We start from the raw sequence: 14,366 nt of genomic DNA, 5'->3' as shown, positions 1-14,366 counted from the left end.
GCTGCGCATCGGCTCCTGACCGGCCGCCGGGAGCCGGTGGAACGCATCGTCAACATGGTCCGGAACGGGACCCACCGGGCCGTTTTCATCATGGCCGGACCGGGCATTGGAAAATCGGCCGTGACTGACGCCGTGACCGAGCGCCTTGCCGGGAACATGAAGATTTTGCGCATCCACGCCAGCTCGGCCCTGGCCGGGGTCCCATTCGGTGTCCTGACCCCCTATACAGGGGAGCTCACTGCGGAGGAATCCGTCTCGCCCGTCGCGGTGCTCCGCTCCATGTGGTCTTACTTCGAGACGCTTAAGTCCGGCAACGGGGGAGCAGTCCTGCTTGCCGTGGACGATGCCCACCACCTGGATGACGCTTCCGCAGGCGTGCTGGCTGAGGTGATTTCGGCCGGGTGGGCGACAGTAATTGCGGCCGCCCGTCCCCGCCCGGGACTGCCGCAGCCGCTCGACCAGCTCTGGTATGACGGCCTTGCCGAACGCGTGGACCTCCGGCCCCTCAACCGTGACCAGGTCGAAGAGGTCCTGGGCCACGTCCTGGACGGGACCGTTCCCGGCGCAACCGTGGACTCCATATGGAACGCATCAGGCGGCAACCCGCGGATCCTCGACGCCCTGCTCCACGACTCCGCTGAAGCCGGCGTCCTGGCCAAGCGCAACGGAATCTGGATGCTCCTGGGCTCCCTGCCCTCAGACGGGCCGCGCCTCGCGGGCGTGGTTGCCAAAGACCACCTCCGGCGGCGGCCCGAGGAGCAGGAAGCCCTGAAGCTCGTTGCCCTTGCCGGGCCGGTGGGCAGGAAGGTTATCGAAGACATCAGCGGGGCGGCAGTGGTCCGCTCCCTGCTGGACCAGCAGATGATCGTGGAAGCCCCCGGCATCCCGGCCGAGCTTTCGATTTGGAACGAGCTCTTTGCGGACGCTATCAGGAACACCGTTTCGGTCTCCCGCAGCCTCCAGCTGCTCGAGAAGGTCAAAGCCCGCCAGGACCCCGCCCAGCTGCGGGGGGAGGGCCGGTTGCGGTCCGTGGAGTGGGCCCTTGAGTGCGGTGTCAGGGTCAGCGACGACGAGATGCTGGCGGCGGCCAGGGAGGCCCTGCTGAGGTTCCGCAACCACAGTGCACGGTCCATAGCGGCCCGCATCCACCACCCCGCAATGGTCCCGCTCGCCCAGGCTATCCAGGCGCGGGCGCTCTATAACGAGGGCGCCTATGCGGAAGCCGCCGCCCTCCTTGACCGGTGCTGGCTCCCGCTGGCTGAAGACCCCGAGGGGCCGGCCGTCCTGCTGCTCCGGGTCTCGGCCCACCAGGCCGTTGGCCGCCCCCTGGGGGTGGTGGCGGAGGACGTCGAAAAGCACGGCGCGCCTTCCGGTGACGGCGAAAGGAGCTGGCAGGAAGAGCTCCTGCACCTGCTGCAGCTCGGTGCGGAGGTGAATTTCCCGGCGCTGAACGACGAAGTGGACGTCATGCGGAAGCGCCGCCCGGCAGAGACCGGAGGAGAACCGCTCCGCGCCCTGGCGGAGGGTCTCCTGGCCCACGCCCTTGCCTCGGCGGGACGCCCCGTCCAGGGGTTGGAGGCCGCACTGCTGGCAGCCTCGGAACTTCCCCCGCTCGAAAGCAGCCTGTTCTTCTTCCCTGAGTTCGTGCTGGGACGGCTCGTCTCCGACTACCTCGCCATGGGGGAATGGGAATCGGCTGAGCGGGAGATCAACCACTACGCCGCCGGGCATGTACCGGGTGCGGCCACCTTCGACGGGAGCCTACAGCTGCTCCAGGGCTACTCGCTGCTGCGGCAGGGGAGAATGGAACGCGCGTATCAGGTCCTGCTGCCCGCCGTCGAAGCGCTGAGGCTCAACGACCCGTTGCATCTGAACCGGTTTGGCACCGCACTCGGTTTCTACGCGGCAGCCCGGCTTGGCGATACGGAGCAGGCACAACGCCTGGAACAGGATCACAAGGACGCCGAGGCCGGCTGGCCTGCGCATGACCTCCTTGCCGAGGCCTACGTGGCTGCGGCCGCTGAATACCTGGTGCGTGACGGCAAGGGCCTGGCCGCGCTGCAGACGTTAATGACCACCACAGAGGCCTCTGCCCGCACCGGAAACCTCCTTGAGGTCCTGACAATGTGTTGGGACCTGGGGGACCCCTCGGTGGTCCCCATGGTGCAGGCAGCGGCCCGGGACGTGGAAGGCCGCTGGGCGGAGGCGCTGCTGACCCTGGCCACCGCCTGGGAAAATGCCGACGGCGACACCCTCATGGCAACGGCTGCCTCGCTGGAGGAGGCAGGCTTTGTCAACATGGCCCGTGAAGCCTACGCCCGTGCCAGCACGGTTCTGGACCAGGCCGGGGAACGCCGACGGTCGCGCCAGGCCATTGCCCAGCGCGAAAAATGCGACCACGAACTGGGTGAACGGTTCCGGGAAGGACGCTTCATCGCCGCGGCGCCCACCGTCCGCCTCACCAAACGGGAACAGGACATCGTCGAGCTGGCCGTGCAGGGCCTGACCGACCGCGAAATAGCGCAACGGCTGATGGTCTCCGTCCGGACTGTGGAAGGCCACCTGTACCGCACGTACGTCAAGCTCGGGGTCCGCAGCCGTGATGAGCTGGAAGCGGCCCTCCCGAAGTAGGTTCTGGCCTTCAAACCGCCTCCGGCCGCACGTTCCCTTCTGCCGCAGGCCCCCTGCTGTCCTGTGCACCCTGCTGCCGGGCGCTCCCTGCTGCCGGGCGGCCGCCGTCGGGCTGCCCCAAGCCCCTGCCCGCAAGCCCCTCTGCCCCCAGGCCGCCGGCCCGCCGTCGGACTCCCGGGCCCATTGCCGTGCACCGTGTGGTGCGCAGGAGTGCCACCCCGGTAGTGCGCCTCCGGGGATTCGAGTACTCCCTACTCGTGTACGGGAGGCCACCAGCCGCTTTACTTAAGGAGGCAAAGCAAAGCGGCAGCACGGAGGCCGTGGAGCAGCCAAGCAGGACATTTAGGCCCTCTCAACTTCCGGTCCCCAGGGGCCGGGTACAGACGGGGCCGGCGACGTCAGAGTCTTCTGAGACCGAGACTCTCCCCCCAGCCGTCGCCGGCCCTCTGCTCCCTCGGCTGAAGCCCGGGGCAGCGGTGGCGGCCGCCCCTCCCGGGCGGCCGCCGCAGCCGTGTGTGGGACAATTGGGTGTCAGACATTGGCAGCCCGAGGAGTTCGTTTTGGCCGTAATATCAACGCCAGCCACACTGGAACGTGCCGTACCGGTCATGGACAACGCGGAGGTGCTGCGCATCCGCAATGACTTCCCGGTCCTCAACCAGGTGGTCAACGGACAGCCGCTGGTCTACCTCGACTCCGGGGCCACTTCACAAAACCCCGTGAGCGTCATCGAAGCCGAGCAGGAATTCTACGAGCAGCGCAATGCTGCTGTGCACCGGGGCGCCCACCATCTTGCGGTGGAGGCCACAGAAGTCTTCGAAGATGCCCGCCAAACCATTGCCGACTTCATTGGTGCCGACTACGCGGAGACCATTTGGACGTCGAACGCAACGGAGGGATTGAACCTCCTGTCGTATGCGCTGTCCAATGCAGGGTTATGGGCTGCCCAGGGTCGTGGCGACCAGGCGCTCAGGGGGCTGGCCCTGAGGCCCGGGGACGAAATCGTGGTGACCGAGATGGAGCACCATGCCAACCTGATTCCATGGCAGGAACTGGCGTTCCGTACCGGGGCCACGCTGCGGTACATCCCCATCGCGGACGACGGAAGCCTCCGCATGGACCAGGCCGGGGCGATCGTCGGCCCGCGCACGAAGGTCCTGGCTTTCACCCACGCTTCCAACGTCCTGGGAATCATCAACCCGGTGAAGGAACTGACAGACCTTGGCCATGCCGCCGGCGCCCTGGTTGTCCTGGACGCCTGCCAGTCCGCTCCGCACCTGTCCCTGGACGTGAAAGAACTCGACGTGGACTTCGCGGTCTTCTCCGGCCACAAGATGCTGGCCCCCACGGGGATTGGCGTGCTTTACGGGCGGCAGGAGCTCCTTGACATCCTCCCGCCCTTCCTGACCGGCGGGTCGATGATCACCACCGTCACCATGGAACGGGCCGAATACCTTCCGGCGCCCCAGCGCTTCGAAGCCGGCACCCAGCGCATCTCCCAGGCTGTGGCCATGGCTGCCGCCGCGAACTACCTCACCGAAACCGGACTGGACCGCATCCACGTGTGGGAGGCCGGACTGGGCCAGCGCATGGTGGCGGGGCTGGAAGCCATACCCGGCGTGCGGGTTTTGGGCCCAGCCGCCGGAAAGGAACGGATTGGCCTTGCCGCATTCGACGTCGAAGGCGTCCACGCCCATGACGTGGGGCAGTTCCTGGACTCCCGGGGAATCGCCGTCCGCGTGGGGCATCACTGCGCCCAGCCGCTGCACCGAAGGCTTGGACTGACCGCCACTACCCGCGCCAGCGCCTACCTGTACAACACGACGGACGACGTGGACCGCTTCCTTGAAGCCGTAGCCGGCGTCCGGGCCTACTTCCGCGCCTAGCGGAGAAGAGGAAAGTCGACACCATGAGCCTTGACCAGCTGTACCAGCAAATCATCCTGGACCATTCCAAAGCCCGCCACGGCAGCGGGCTCGCCGCCACGGAAGCGCCCCAGGGCACCTCCACTGGGCAGTCGCACCAGCTCAACCCGGTTTGCGGGGACGAAGTCACGCTCCGGCTCGCCGTCCAGGACGGCAAAGTGGCGCAAGTTGCCTGGGACGGGGCCGGCTGCTCCATCTCCATGGCCTCGGCGTCCGTCCTCAGCGACCTCGCCCAGGGCATGACTGTGGCCGATTTGCATGAAGTCATCGACAACTTCCGGGAGGTGCTTCGCTCGCGGGGCAAGATCCATGCGGATCCTGAGCTGCTGGGCGATGCCGCGGCGTTCGAGGGGGTGGCCCGCTACGCAGCCCGGGTCAAGTGCGCCATGATTTCCTGGGTGGCCGCGGAGGACGCCCTCAACCAGGCAGCCTAAGCCAAAACAGCCCGGGTCTTCCTCCAGCAGGAGGAAGACCCGGGCTGTTGTTGTGCAACGGGTCTGTCAATGAGGGAGACCGTTTGATTCAGCCCAGCAGGCCGAGGACGCCGATCACTGCGGTGGCGAGTCCGAGCACCATGGAGATGGTCACCAGCACCATGTGCACGGTCAGGAATTTCGTTGCCTTGCCTGCCGCATCGCGGGCCCGGGGATCCTTCATCACGCGGCGGAGGAACTGGGGCCAGACCACCAGTGACCAGACGCCGGCGACGATCAGGACCAGCGCGGCGAAGACGGGAAGCTGCACGGGCTAGTGGCTTTCCAGCCAGGCCTGCGCCTGGGCGGCCTGCAGGTTCAGAGCCTTGGCCACCATGGGCTCGGCGGCGTCGGCGATCTTGCCGCCCAGGAACGGAACGGAGGACTTCACGGCGCCTTCAAGTTCCACACGGGTTCCGCCGGCATCCGCCACCAGGCGCTGTACGGCCGTGACATCCACGGGAGCGCCCGCGATCTTCAGCGAAATGTTGCTCTGGCGGGAGCCGTCAGCGGCGGGGGCTTCCCAGCTTTCCACCTGGGTCACCTTGAGGTGCTCCCCAACGAACTTCCGGGCGAATTCCGGCAGGCGCGTGGTGGGGAGGGTCCGCACGGAGGTGGCGTTGAAGGCCCCTGCGATGTCACCGTCCACAGTGAAGGACTCCAGGCTGCCGCCCACCAGCTGGCTGACGTGGCGCTGGAAATCCTCGTTCACCAGCACAGCGGCAACACTGTCAACGGGGTGCGGAAGGTTGGTGGTTGCGCTCAGCGCCATGGGTCCTCCTGGGACGTGGGAACGGATTAAGCCTCCAACATCCTACGGGGTGATCGGCGAGGGCTCCGCATCCGCCAGTTTCTGCGCGGTAGCGGTAATGTTCCGCGCCATGGCCGGAAAAATGACGCTGTGGAACGGAAGCACGCCAAGCCAGTAAAGCCGTCCGCTCAGTCCCTTGGGGAAGAAAATGGCGCGCTGCCGGTAGCGGCTGCCTGTGCCGTCCGGCTCTACGGAGAGCTCCAGCCAGGCCCGCCCCGGCGCCCGCATTTCCGCGCGCAGCCGCAGCAGCCTGCCGCGCTCGATCCGCTCCACCCGCCACCAGTCCACCACTTCGCCGACAGCAAGGGTGTGCGGGTGCCGGCGGCCCCGCAGCAGGCCGGCGCCGCCGGTCAGTTTGTCCAGCCAGCCCCGGACCTGCCAGGCCAGGGGGAGTGAATACCAGCCATTGCGGCCGCCGATGCCCTCGATGACCGTCCAGACGTGGGCCGGGTCCACATCGCCGTGGAACGTCCGCTCGTCGATGTACACCTTGTGCCCCGCCCACTCGGGGTCGCTGGGAAGCGGATCGGAGTCGGCGCCGGCATTGGCCCAGGTGGTCTCCACCTGGCCGTCCCGCTCCCTGCCCAGCGCCAGGGCCACCGCAGCGCGGTAGGCGGTGAGGCCGCCGTCGGGCTGCGGGATGTACTGGTCGATGTCGTGTTCGTTGGATACCGCGTCATGCTGCAGCGACTGGACCAGCGGCACGGCCATGGAGAGCGGGATGGGTGTTGTCAGCGCCACCCACATGCCGGCCAGTTTGGGCGCGGGCACCGGCAGCGCCAGCACCACCCGGTAGGGCAGGCCCGCCTCCGCGGCGTATTCCTTCATCATCCCCGCGTAGGTCAGCACCTGCCGGCAGCCGATGTCGAAGGTCCGGTTGATGGGGCCCTCCAGCGTCGCTGCGGACACCAGGTAGTAGAGGACATCGCGTACGGCGATGGCTTCGATCCTGTTGCGCACCCAGCTGGGCGCCGGCATCAGGGGCAGCGTTTCGGAGAGATGCCGGATCATCTCGAAGGAGGCGGAACCGGAGCCGATCACCACGCCTGCCTGGAATACGACGGCGTCCACCGGGCTGTCCAGGAAGACCTTCCCCACCGCCTCCCGTGACCGCATGTGGGTGGAGAGCTCCACGCGCTGGGGATGCAGGCCGCCCAGGTAGACGATCCGGCGTACCCCGGCGGCCTCTGCAGCGTCCGCGGCCGTCCTGGCCATGGCCTTTTCCTTCGCTTCGAATCCTGCACCTGCGGCCATGGAATGCACGAGGTAGTAGAAGACGTCGACGCCGGCCAGGGCTTCGCGGAGGGCGTCGCCGTCGTCGAGGCTGCTTTCCACTACCTCCACTTTGTCCCGCCAGGGCACGCCGGCTATTTTGTCCGGCGAGCGGACCAGCACCTTGACTGTGTGGCCTGCTTCCAGGAGCTTGGGCACCAGGCGGCCGCCGATGTAGCCGGTGGCACCGGTGACAAGAACGGTCTTTGGTGTTGGCTGGGCGCTCGTTGAGGTCATGCTGGCTCCTGTTCGTCCTGCACTGTTCGTACCTTGCGGTTCGGAGCGGCGGCCTGTCCGGACGGCTGCTGCGATCGAATTTGGCTCGACGCTGCCAGCCTAGGCCAATCCACCTGTCCCGCGCTGCCATGTCGTTCCTGCGCGGTAGGCTGGGAGTACCCGGGATTCGCAGCGAATTTCGGGTTTTCGCGTTGCCTGCGATCCCGATGAACACCACAGGAGTTTCTGCCATGAGTCATCCCGGCCAGTCCGCCGCCGGCACATCCAGCACGCGCACATCCAGCGCCGGTAAGTCGAGCACGGGCAAGTCCGGCACCGGCAAGTCAGGCACGGCCCCGTCGCTGGACGGGCTGCGCCGCGCCCTGGCACCGGACCAGTCGTTCGCCCGGGTCCGCGCCGAGGCGGCCCGGGGCTTTGCCGTCCGCGGGCAGGACTACCAGATCAGCGCTCCGGCAGGGCTTCGTCCGGTGCTGCTGGCGGAGATGGCTGACGGGCTCGTGGCTGCCACGGCAGAACAGGCCGACGGTGCGGCACCGGGCGTGGTGCTGGCCGTCACTGCCACCGGCCGGGAGGCGGAGGACCTGTCCGCGGCCCTGCGCGCCTACCTGCCCGCGGATTCGGTGGCCGAGTTCCCCAGCTGGGAGACGCTCCCGCACGAACGGCTTTCACCGCGCTCGGACACCGTGGGCCGCCGGCTGTCCGTGCTGCGCCGCCTGGCACATCCGGAAAGTTCGACGGCGGGCCGGCTGCGCGTCGTCGTCGCGCCCGTTCGCGCCGTGGTCCAGCCGATCGTGGCCGGCCTGGGCGACCTAATTCCCGTCACGCTGAAGGTGGGCCAGGACGTTCCGTTCTCCGACGTGGTGAAGAGCCTCGCGGACGCCGCGTACGCCCGGGTGGACATGGTCACGCACCGCGGCGAGTTCGCCGTCCGCGGCGGGATCATCGACGTCTTCCCGCCCACGGAGGACCACCCCATCCGCGTGGAGTTTTTCGGGGACGAGGTGGACCAGATGCGCTGGTTCGCCGTGGCTGACCAGCGTTCGCTGTCCGCGCCGGGCATCCACCACCCCACCGAGCTGCACGCCCCGCCGTGCCGTGAAATCCTGATCACCCCGTCCGTCATGTCCCGGGCGGCCACCCTGAAGGCCCAGCTTCCGGCCGCGGCGGACATGCTGGAGAAGATCGCCGGCGGCATCGCGGTGGAGGGCATGGAGTCCCTGGCGCCGGTGCTGGTGGATGCGATGGTTCCGTTCATGGACCAGCTGCCGGCGGACTCCATCGCCGTGGTGATCGAACCGGAAAAGGTGCGCACCCGTGCCCACGACCTTGCCGCCACCAATGAGGAGTTCCTGGAGGCGGCGTGGTCCACGGCGTCCGACGGCGGGGCCGCGCCTTTGGACCTCAGCTCCCAGGCGTCCGCCGCGCTTCATTCCGCCAGCTTCAGGTCACTGACAGAAACCCGTGGGTCCGCGCTGGAGCACGGTGTCTCCTGGTGGTCCATCACGTCCCTGGCACAGGACGCGGAACTGCTGCCCGAGATCGATGTCTTGAACCTGCACGCCCGGGAGCCCCGCGGCTACCAGGGCGACGTGGCGGAAATGATGGCCTTCATCGGCTCGCATGTCCGCGACCAATGGCGCATCGTGGTGGCCACCGAAGGCCCCGGGCCTGCCCAGCGCCTTGCTGAGCTCTTCCACGAAAACGACATCCCGTGCGCCCGCGTCGACAGCCTGGACCACGAGCCCCAGGCGGGCATCATCGAGGTGACCACTGCCGCCGTCGGCCGCGGTTTTGTGCTGGACGGCCTCAAACTGGGCCTGCTCACCGAGGCCGACCTCCTGGGCCGCACCTCCGCCGGATCCACCAAGGACATGCGGCGGATGCCCTCCAAGCGGCGCAACGCCGTGGACCCCCTGCAGCTGGTGGCGGGGGACCACGTGGTCCACGAACAGCACGGCATCGGCCGGTTCGTGGAACTGATCCAGCGCAAGGTGGCCGGCGGCGGCGACGGCGTGCGCGAGTACCTGGTGCTGGAGTACGCGCCGGCGAAGCGCGGCGCCCCCGGGGACCGGCTGTTCGTTCCCACGGACCAGCTGGACCAGGTGACCCGCTACGTGGGCGGCGACACTCCCGTGCTGAGCAAGATGGGCGGCGCTGACTGGGCCAGCACCAAGTCCAGGGCGCGCAAGGCCGTCAAGGAGATCGCCGGTGAGCTGATCCGGCTGTATTCGGCCAGGATGGCCTCCCGCGGGCACGCCTTCGCCCCGGACACACCGTGGCAGCGCGAGCTCGAGGAGGCTTTCCCCTACGTGGAGACGCCGGACCAGTTGACCACCATCAACGAGGTCAAGGCGGACATGGAACGCGAGATCCCCATGGACCGGCTGGTCTCCGGCGATGTGGGCTACGGCAAGACGGAAATCGCTGTGCGGGCCGCCTTTAAAGCCGTTCAGGACGGCAAGCAGGTGGCAGTGCTGGTGCCCACCACCCTGCTGGCCCAGCAGCACTATGAAACGTTCACCGAGCGGTTCTCCGGGTTCCCGCTGCGGGTCAAGGCCCTGTCCCGGTTCCAGGGGACAAAGGAAACCAAGGAGACGGTGGAAGGCGTCAAGAGCGGATCCGTGGACGTGGTGATCGGCACGCATCGCCTGCTGTCCAAGGACTTCGAGTTCAAGGACCTGGGCCTGGTGATCGTGGACGAGGAACAGCGCTTCGGCGTGGAGCACAAGGAAGCGCTGAAGAAGATGCGCACCAACGTGGACGTGCTGGCCATGAGCGCCACCCCGATTCCCCGCACCCTGGAAATGTCCCTCACCGGCATCCGGGAAACCTCCACCCTGGCCACCCCGCCGGAGGAACGGCATCCGGTGCTGACGTACGTTGGCCCGTACACGGACAAGCAGGCCTCGGCCGCCATCCGCCGCGAGCTGATGCGTGAGGGCCAGGTGTTCCTGGTCCACAACCGGGTGTCCACGATCGAGCGGACCGCCGCGAAGATCCGCGAACTGGTGCCCGAGGCACGGGTGGAGGTGGCGCACGGCAAGATGTCGGAAAGCCGCCTGGAGCAGATCATCGTTGACTTCTGGGAGCGGCGCTTCGACGTGCTGGTGTGCACCACCATCATCGAGACCGGCCTGGACATCTCCAACGCCAACACCCTGATCGTGGACGGCGCGGACAAGTACGGCCTCTCCCAGCTGCACCAGCTCCGCGGCCGTGTGGGCCGGGGCCGGGAACGCGCCTACGCCTACTTCCTGTACCCCTCGGAGAAGCCGCTGGGCGAGGTGGCGCTGGAACGGCTCAAGGCCGTGGCCGCGCACAACGAGCTCGGTGCCGGCATGCAGCTGGCCATGAAGGACCTGGAAATCCGCGGCGCCGGCAACCTGCTGGGCGGTGAACAGTCCGGCCACATCCAGGGGGTGGGGTTCGACCTGTACATCCGGCTGGTGGGCGAAGCCGTGGCCGACTTCCGGGGCGAGGCCGAGGAAAAGGCCGCCGAGATGAAGATCGAGCTGCCGGTCAACGCGCACCTGCCGCACGACTACGTTCCGGGCGAGCGGCTGCGCCTGGAGGCCTACCGGAAGCTCGCTGCCGCGTTGACCGATGAGGCCATCGACGAGGTCCAGGCCGAACTCGTGGACCGCTACGGCGAACTGCCGCTGCCCGCCCAGAACCTGGTGGCAGTGGCCCGGTTCCGGGTGGGAGCCCGCGAAGCCGGCCTGTCCGACGTCGCCCTGCAGGGCAACTTCATCAAGTTCTCCCCGGCAACCCTCCCGGAGTCCAAGATCATGCGGCTGAACCGCATGTACCCGGGCTCGCAGTCCAAGCCGGCCCTGGACGCCGTGCTCATTCCCAAGCCCAAGACAGCGCGGATCGGCGGCCGGGACCTGCAGGACGCCGAGATCCTGGAATGGGCCAACGGCGTGATCCGGAACATCTTCTCGGACGCGCCTCTCGCCGCTCCGGCAGTCAGCGGTTAGCCCTTGATGGGAGGACACCACGCCGCGTCGGGAGCCGCGGCGTGGGTAGCTGTTGCGTCCACCGGCCCCTACACCCTGGGCTGGTACCCGCTGGATCCCACGGGCATCCTCATCGGCGGCATGGCCACTGCGGGCACAGCGCTGGTGTGCGACTGGGACCACAGGGCAAGCACCGTGGCCCACTCGCTGCCGCCGCTGTCCAACGTGATTGCCCGCGGCATTGAAAATGCCAGCGGGGGCCACCGGCAGGGCACGCACTCCATATTGGGTGCCGCTGTATTCGTGTTCCTTGCCGGCCTGGCATCGCAGGTGCACATGGACACAGCCTGGGGCCGGCTGTCCGTTGGCGCCGGGCTGCTGTGCATGTTCCTGATCAACATTGCAGCCAAGGCGCTGAAGCTCTTTCCCAAAAGCGGCTTCATCTCCAACTGGATCTTCGCACTGGTCATGGCGGGCCTGGTCACCGTCTACGCGCCGGATCAGTGGACCTGGCTGCCCACATCGATGCTGATCGGGGTGGTGGTGCACATTGTTGGTGACCTCATCACCACCGGGGGAGTGCCGCTGCTCTGGCCGCTGGTGGTCCGTCCGCCGAAAGTGCTGCGCCGGCTGCCCCTGCTGCGGAACGTCTGGCGTGCCAACGGCGCCCTGTCGCTGCCCCTGCTGGGGCGTGCCGGTTCAAAGCGGGAGTGGCTGGTGCTGATTCCGGTCAGCGCGTACGCCATGGTGGGGATGTCCATGGCAGGGTGGGCGACCGCACAGCACCATTGGGGCCGGGCAGCGGCTGCCGCGGGAGCCTGGATCAGGCTATGGTTTTAGAGGCTCTGGTTTTGGTAGCAGACAGCAAAGGACCCCGGACACTGTCCGGGGTCCTTTCAGTATTGATGGAGCTTAGTGCTCGCCTGCGGAGTCCGAGCGGCCCAGGATGGTCTGCGGAATCCAGAACGCCAGGGCAAACAGGACCAGGCAGGCGGCCATCGGCCACGGGTTGCCCAGGCTGAGGAAGGACAGCGAGTAGATGGCGCCCAGGAACAGTGCGAAGCAGACCACAAACAGGATGATGCTGGTGGCGAGGCTGTTTTCGTTCTGCGGGGTCCGGACGGATTCGTGGTTCGACGCCGTGTCCCGGCTGGAAGCGTTGATCTGGCTGGACATGTGTTCCTCCTCGGCCCCGCGGGGCTTGATCTGTGGCGGCTTCCGGCCCGGGTCAGTAAGCGGCTGAACCCTGTTCACCCTTGACAATGGCAATTCCGGAGCTGGCACCAATTCGTGTTGCACCTGCTGCAATCATAGCCTGCGCGTCGGCCAGGGACCGTACGCCGCCCGAGGCCTTGACCCCCAGGTACGGGCCCACGGTCCGGCGCATCAGGGCCACGTCCTCAACGGTGGCGCCGCCGCCGTTGAAACCTGTGGAGGTCTTCACGAAGTCCGCCCCGGCCTCCACGGCAGCCTGGCACGCCAGCACCTTCTGCTCATCCGTGAGGAGCGCTGTTTCGATGATGACTTTCAGGATGGCGCCGCCTGCGTGCACGGTCTCGGCCACGGCAGCGATGTCTTCCGCCAGGGCGCCCTTGTCGCCGGCCCTCGCGGCGGCAATGTTGATTACCATGTCCACCTCATCCGCGCCGTCCAGGACGGCGCCGCGGGCTTCGAACGACTTCACATCCGTGGGGGTGGCCCCCAGCGGGAAGCCCACCACCGAGCAGGTGAGGACCCCGGAACCCTTGAGCGCGGTAGTGACGGCCTTGACCCAGATGGGGTTGACGCACACCGACTTGAACCCGTACTCGGCTGCCTCGGAGCAGACCTTCAGCACGTCAGCCTCCGAGGCTTCGGGCTTGAGCAGCGTGTGGTCGATGAAGGAGGCGATGTCCGCGGGCGCGGCGGGATCAGCGGTGCCTGCGTGAACGGCGCCTGTGTGTACGGTGGCTTCGTTGCTCATGATGGTCCTCCCGGAGGGCCTCGTGGGCCCGTCGTTGACTCGGTTTCGGGAACCATCTTGTCACAGCGCACCGCGCCGCAGCAGGCGGCTCAGGCAGCCGCCTGCAGGACGGGTGCTGCCGGCGCTGCCGACGCTGCGCTCAGGAGCTGGGTGGCGCAGGCGCCTGCCGCCGAGGCCGCTGCCACCAGCAGTCCCAGCCGCACGCCGTCGAACGCTGCTGCGTCACCGATGGCCCAGATCCCCGGGACGGATGTGCGGAAGTCGCGGCTGATTTCGATGCCGCCGCCGGCCGCCGTCCGCAGGCCGGCGCTGGCGGCCAGGCCGTCGCGGGCTACCCGTTCCTCGGCCAGGACCACCAGGTCGCCGGTCATGCTGCTGCCGTCCTCGAAAACGACGGCGGAGGCGGCGAAGGGGGAAGATGACCCGGCTGAAACGACGGCGGGGATGACGGCTGCGGGCCGGGCGGTGGTGCGGATGGGCCGCACCCCCTTGGCGCGGAGCACCGCTTCGGCCTGCCCTGCCGCTGCGCCGGTCCCCACCAGGATCCCCACCGGGCGCCGGCCCAGCTCCCGGGCCACTGCCTGCACGCCGTCCGCAATCCGCGGGGCGTCATCGATGGTGGCGTAGCTCAAGCATTGTGCGGCGCCGTCCACGGGGTTGGCCACAGGGGCTGAGCCGGTGGCGATGACCAGCTGGTCGTAGGTGAATTCCATGCCGTCGGCCGTTGCCACGGTCCTCTTTGCGGCGTCGATGTGGCTGGCGGGCTGGCCGAAGCGCACGGAAACCTGGGGAAGCATAGCCAGCTCCAGCAGTTTCTCAGGAGTGTCATCGCGGTTGCTCAGCATCGTGATGGTGCCGGCGAACCGTGCGCGGTCCAGCTGTGCCACCAGGGCCTGGGCAGCGGGGCCGGCGCCGGCGATGACAATGCGGGTTGCGGCGGAGGTGGACGTTGAGGGTGCCGGAGCGGACATGTGCTGGCCCTTTCGGTGGCGGCCGGGAACCGGCCGGAACTTCATGATGGAACCCAGCGTAAGGGCCTGCTTTTTCAGTTGTGTTACCCGTCCATTGCTGTTTATCCGGCCTGTGTTCGCCAAT

Annotated in this window: 11 protein-coding genes; 5 read left to right on the top strand and 6 right to left on the bottom strand. The window is 67.7% G+C overall.

From position 1 onward, the window contains the following. The first annotated feature begins 36 nt into the window (after positions 1-36). The 3 genes from QFZ57_RS18355 to sufU all read left to right on the top strand — a co-directional run bounded on the left by QFZ57_RS18355 (position 37) and on the right by sufU (position 4,990). On the top strand, positions 37-2,631 hold the full coding sequence (locus tag QFZ57_RS18355; protein WP_306901215.1) for a helix-turn-helix domain-containing protein: 2,595 nt from the start codon (positions 37-39) through the stop codon (positions 2,629-2,631). Between the two features lie 560 nt (positions 2,632-3,191). Beyond that, complete coding sequence (locus tag QFZ57_RS18350) at positions 3,192-4,517, top strand: SufS family cysteine desulfurase (RefSeq protein WP_306901213.1); 1,326 nt, start codon at positions 3,192-3,194, stop codon at positions 4,515-4,517. A 23-nt stretch (positions 4,518-4,540) separates the two neighbouring features. Beyond that, the gene (sufU, locus tag QFZ57_RS18345) at positions 4,541-4,990 is read left to right on the top strand and encodes a Fe-S cluster assembly sulfur transfer protein SufU (protein ID WP_306901211.1); all 450 of its coding nucleotides are present in this window, start codon (positions 4,541-4,543) and stop codon (positions 4,988-4,990) included. 88 nt (positions 4,991-5,078) lie between these two features. Here the strand turns inward: sufU and QFZ57_RS18340 are convergent, their stop codons facing one another. From QFZ57_RS18340 to QFZ57_RS18330, 3 genes are read right to left on the bottom strand one after another with little or no spacing between them, the layout of a single operon-like run. Beyond that, positions 5,079-5,300 (bottom strand): SCO4848 family membrane protein, encoded by a 222-nt coding sequence (locus QFZ57_RS18340; RefSeq protein ID WP_306901209.1) that lies wholly within the window; start codon positions 5,298-5,300, stop codon positions 5,079-5,081. Between the two features lie 3 nt (positions 5,301-5,303). Further along, positions 5,304-5,801, bottom strand: coding sequence for a DUF2505 domain-containing protein (locus QFZ57_RS18335; protein WP_306631908.1), 498 nt, complete (start codon positions 5,799-5,801; stop codon positions 5,304-5,306). A 42-nt stretch (positions 5,802-5,843) separates the two neighbouring features. Further along, positions 5,844-7,349: an SDR family oxidoreductase gene (locus QFZ57_RS18330; RefSeq protein ID WP_306901207.1), complete on the bottom strand. Its 1,506-nt coding sequence runs from the start codon at positions 7,347-7,349 to the stop codon at positions 5,844-5,846. Positions 7,350-7,579: 230 nt separating this feature from the next. Here QFZ57_RS18330 and mfd point away from each other — a divergent pair, with 230 nt between their 5' ends. Then, complete coding sequence (gene mfd, locus QFZ57_RS18325; RefSeq protein ID WP_306901206.1) at positions 7,580-11,329, top strand: transcription-repair coupling factor; 3,750 nt, start codon at positions 7,580-7,582, stop codon at positions 11,327-11,329. Between the two features lie 6 nt (positions 11,330-11,335). Beyond that, on the top strand, positions 11,336-12,148 hold the full coding sequence (locus QFZ57_RS18320; RefSeq protein WP_306631905.1) for a metal-dependent hydrolase: 813 nt from the start codon (positions 11,336-11,338) through the stop codon (positions 12,146-12,148). 72 nt (positions 12,149-12,220) lie between these two features. On the opposite strand, the gene QFZ57_RS18315 is transcribed toward QFZ57_RS18320, so the two are convergent. From QFZ57_RS18315 to QFZ57_RS18305, 3 genes are all read right to left on the bottom strand, one after another. After that, complete coding sequence (locus QFZ57_RS18315; protein ID WP_306901205.1) at positions 12,221-12,484, bottom strand: hypothetical protein; 264 nt, start codon at positions 12,482-12,484, stop codon at positions 12,221-12,223. A 52-nt stretch (positions 12,485-12,536) separates the two neighbouring features. Next, positions 12,537-13,271: a deoxyribose-phosphate aldolase gene (gene deoC / locus QFZ57_RS18310; RefSeq protein ID WP_306901204.1), complete on the bottom strand. Its 735-nt coding sequence runs from the start codon at positions 13,269-13,271 to the stop codon at positions 12,537-12,539. 89 nt (positions 13,272-13,360) lie between these two features. After that, positions 13,361-14,242: an FAD-dependent oxidoreductase gene (locus QFZ57_RS18305; protein ID WP_306631902.1), complete on the bottom strand. Its 882-nt coding sequence runs from the start codon at positions 14,240-14,242 to the stop codon at positions 13,361-13,363. Positions 14,243-14,366 lie beyond the last annotated feature (124 nt).

It is taken from the genome of Arthrobacter sp. B1I2 (assembly GCF_030816485.1).
Lineage (GTDB): Bacteria > Actinomycetota > Actinomycetes > Actinomycetales > Micrococcaceae > Arthrobacter.
This window is presented reverse-complemented; position numbering and strand designations above follow the sequence as displayed.

What these genes read in the sequence shown, in the direction of transcription:
- deoC (WP_306901204.1), bottom strand. Translation starts at nt 13,271, where the DNA reads ATGAGCAACGAAGCCACCGTACACACAGGCGCCGTTCACGCAGGCACC.
- mfd (WP_306901206.1), top strand. Translation starts at nt 7,580, where the DNA reads ATGAGTCATCCCGGCCAGTCCGCCGCCGGCACATCCAGCACGCGCACA.
- sufU (WP_306901211.1), top strand. Translation starts at nt 4,541, where the DNA reads ATGAGCCTTGACCAGCTGTACCAGCAAATCATCCTGGACCATTCCAAA.
- QFZ57_RS18320 (WP_306631905.1), top strand. Translation starts at nt 11,336, where the DNA reads ATGGGAGGACACCACGCCGCGTCGGGAGCCGCGGCGTGGGTAGCTGTT.
- QFZ57_RS18330 (WP_306901207.1), bottom strand. Translation starts at nt 7,349, where the DNA reads ATGACCTCAACGAGCGCCCAGCCAACACCAAAGACCGTTCTTGTCACC.
- QFZ57_RS18335 (WP_306631908.1), bottom strand. Translation starts at nt 5,801, where the DNA reads ATGGCGCTGAGCGCAACCACCAACCTTCCGCACCCCGTTGACAGTGTT.
- QFZ57_RS18315 (WP_306901205.1), bottom strand. Translation starts at nt 12,484, where the DNA reads ATGTCCAGCCAGATCAACGCTTCCAGCCGGGACACGGCGTCGAACCAC.
- QFZ57_RS18305 (WP_306631902.1), bottom strand. Translation starts at nt 14,242, where the DNA reads ATGTCCGCTCCGGCACCCTCAACGTCCACCTCCGCCGCAACCCGCATT.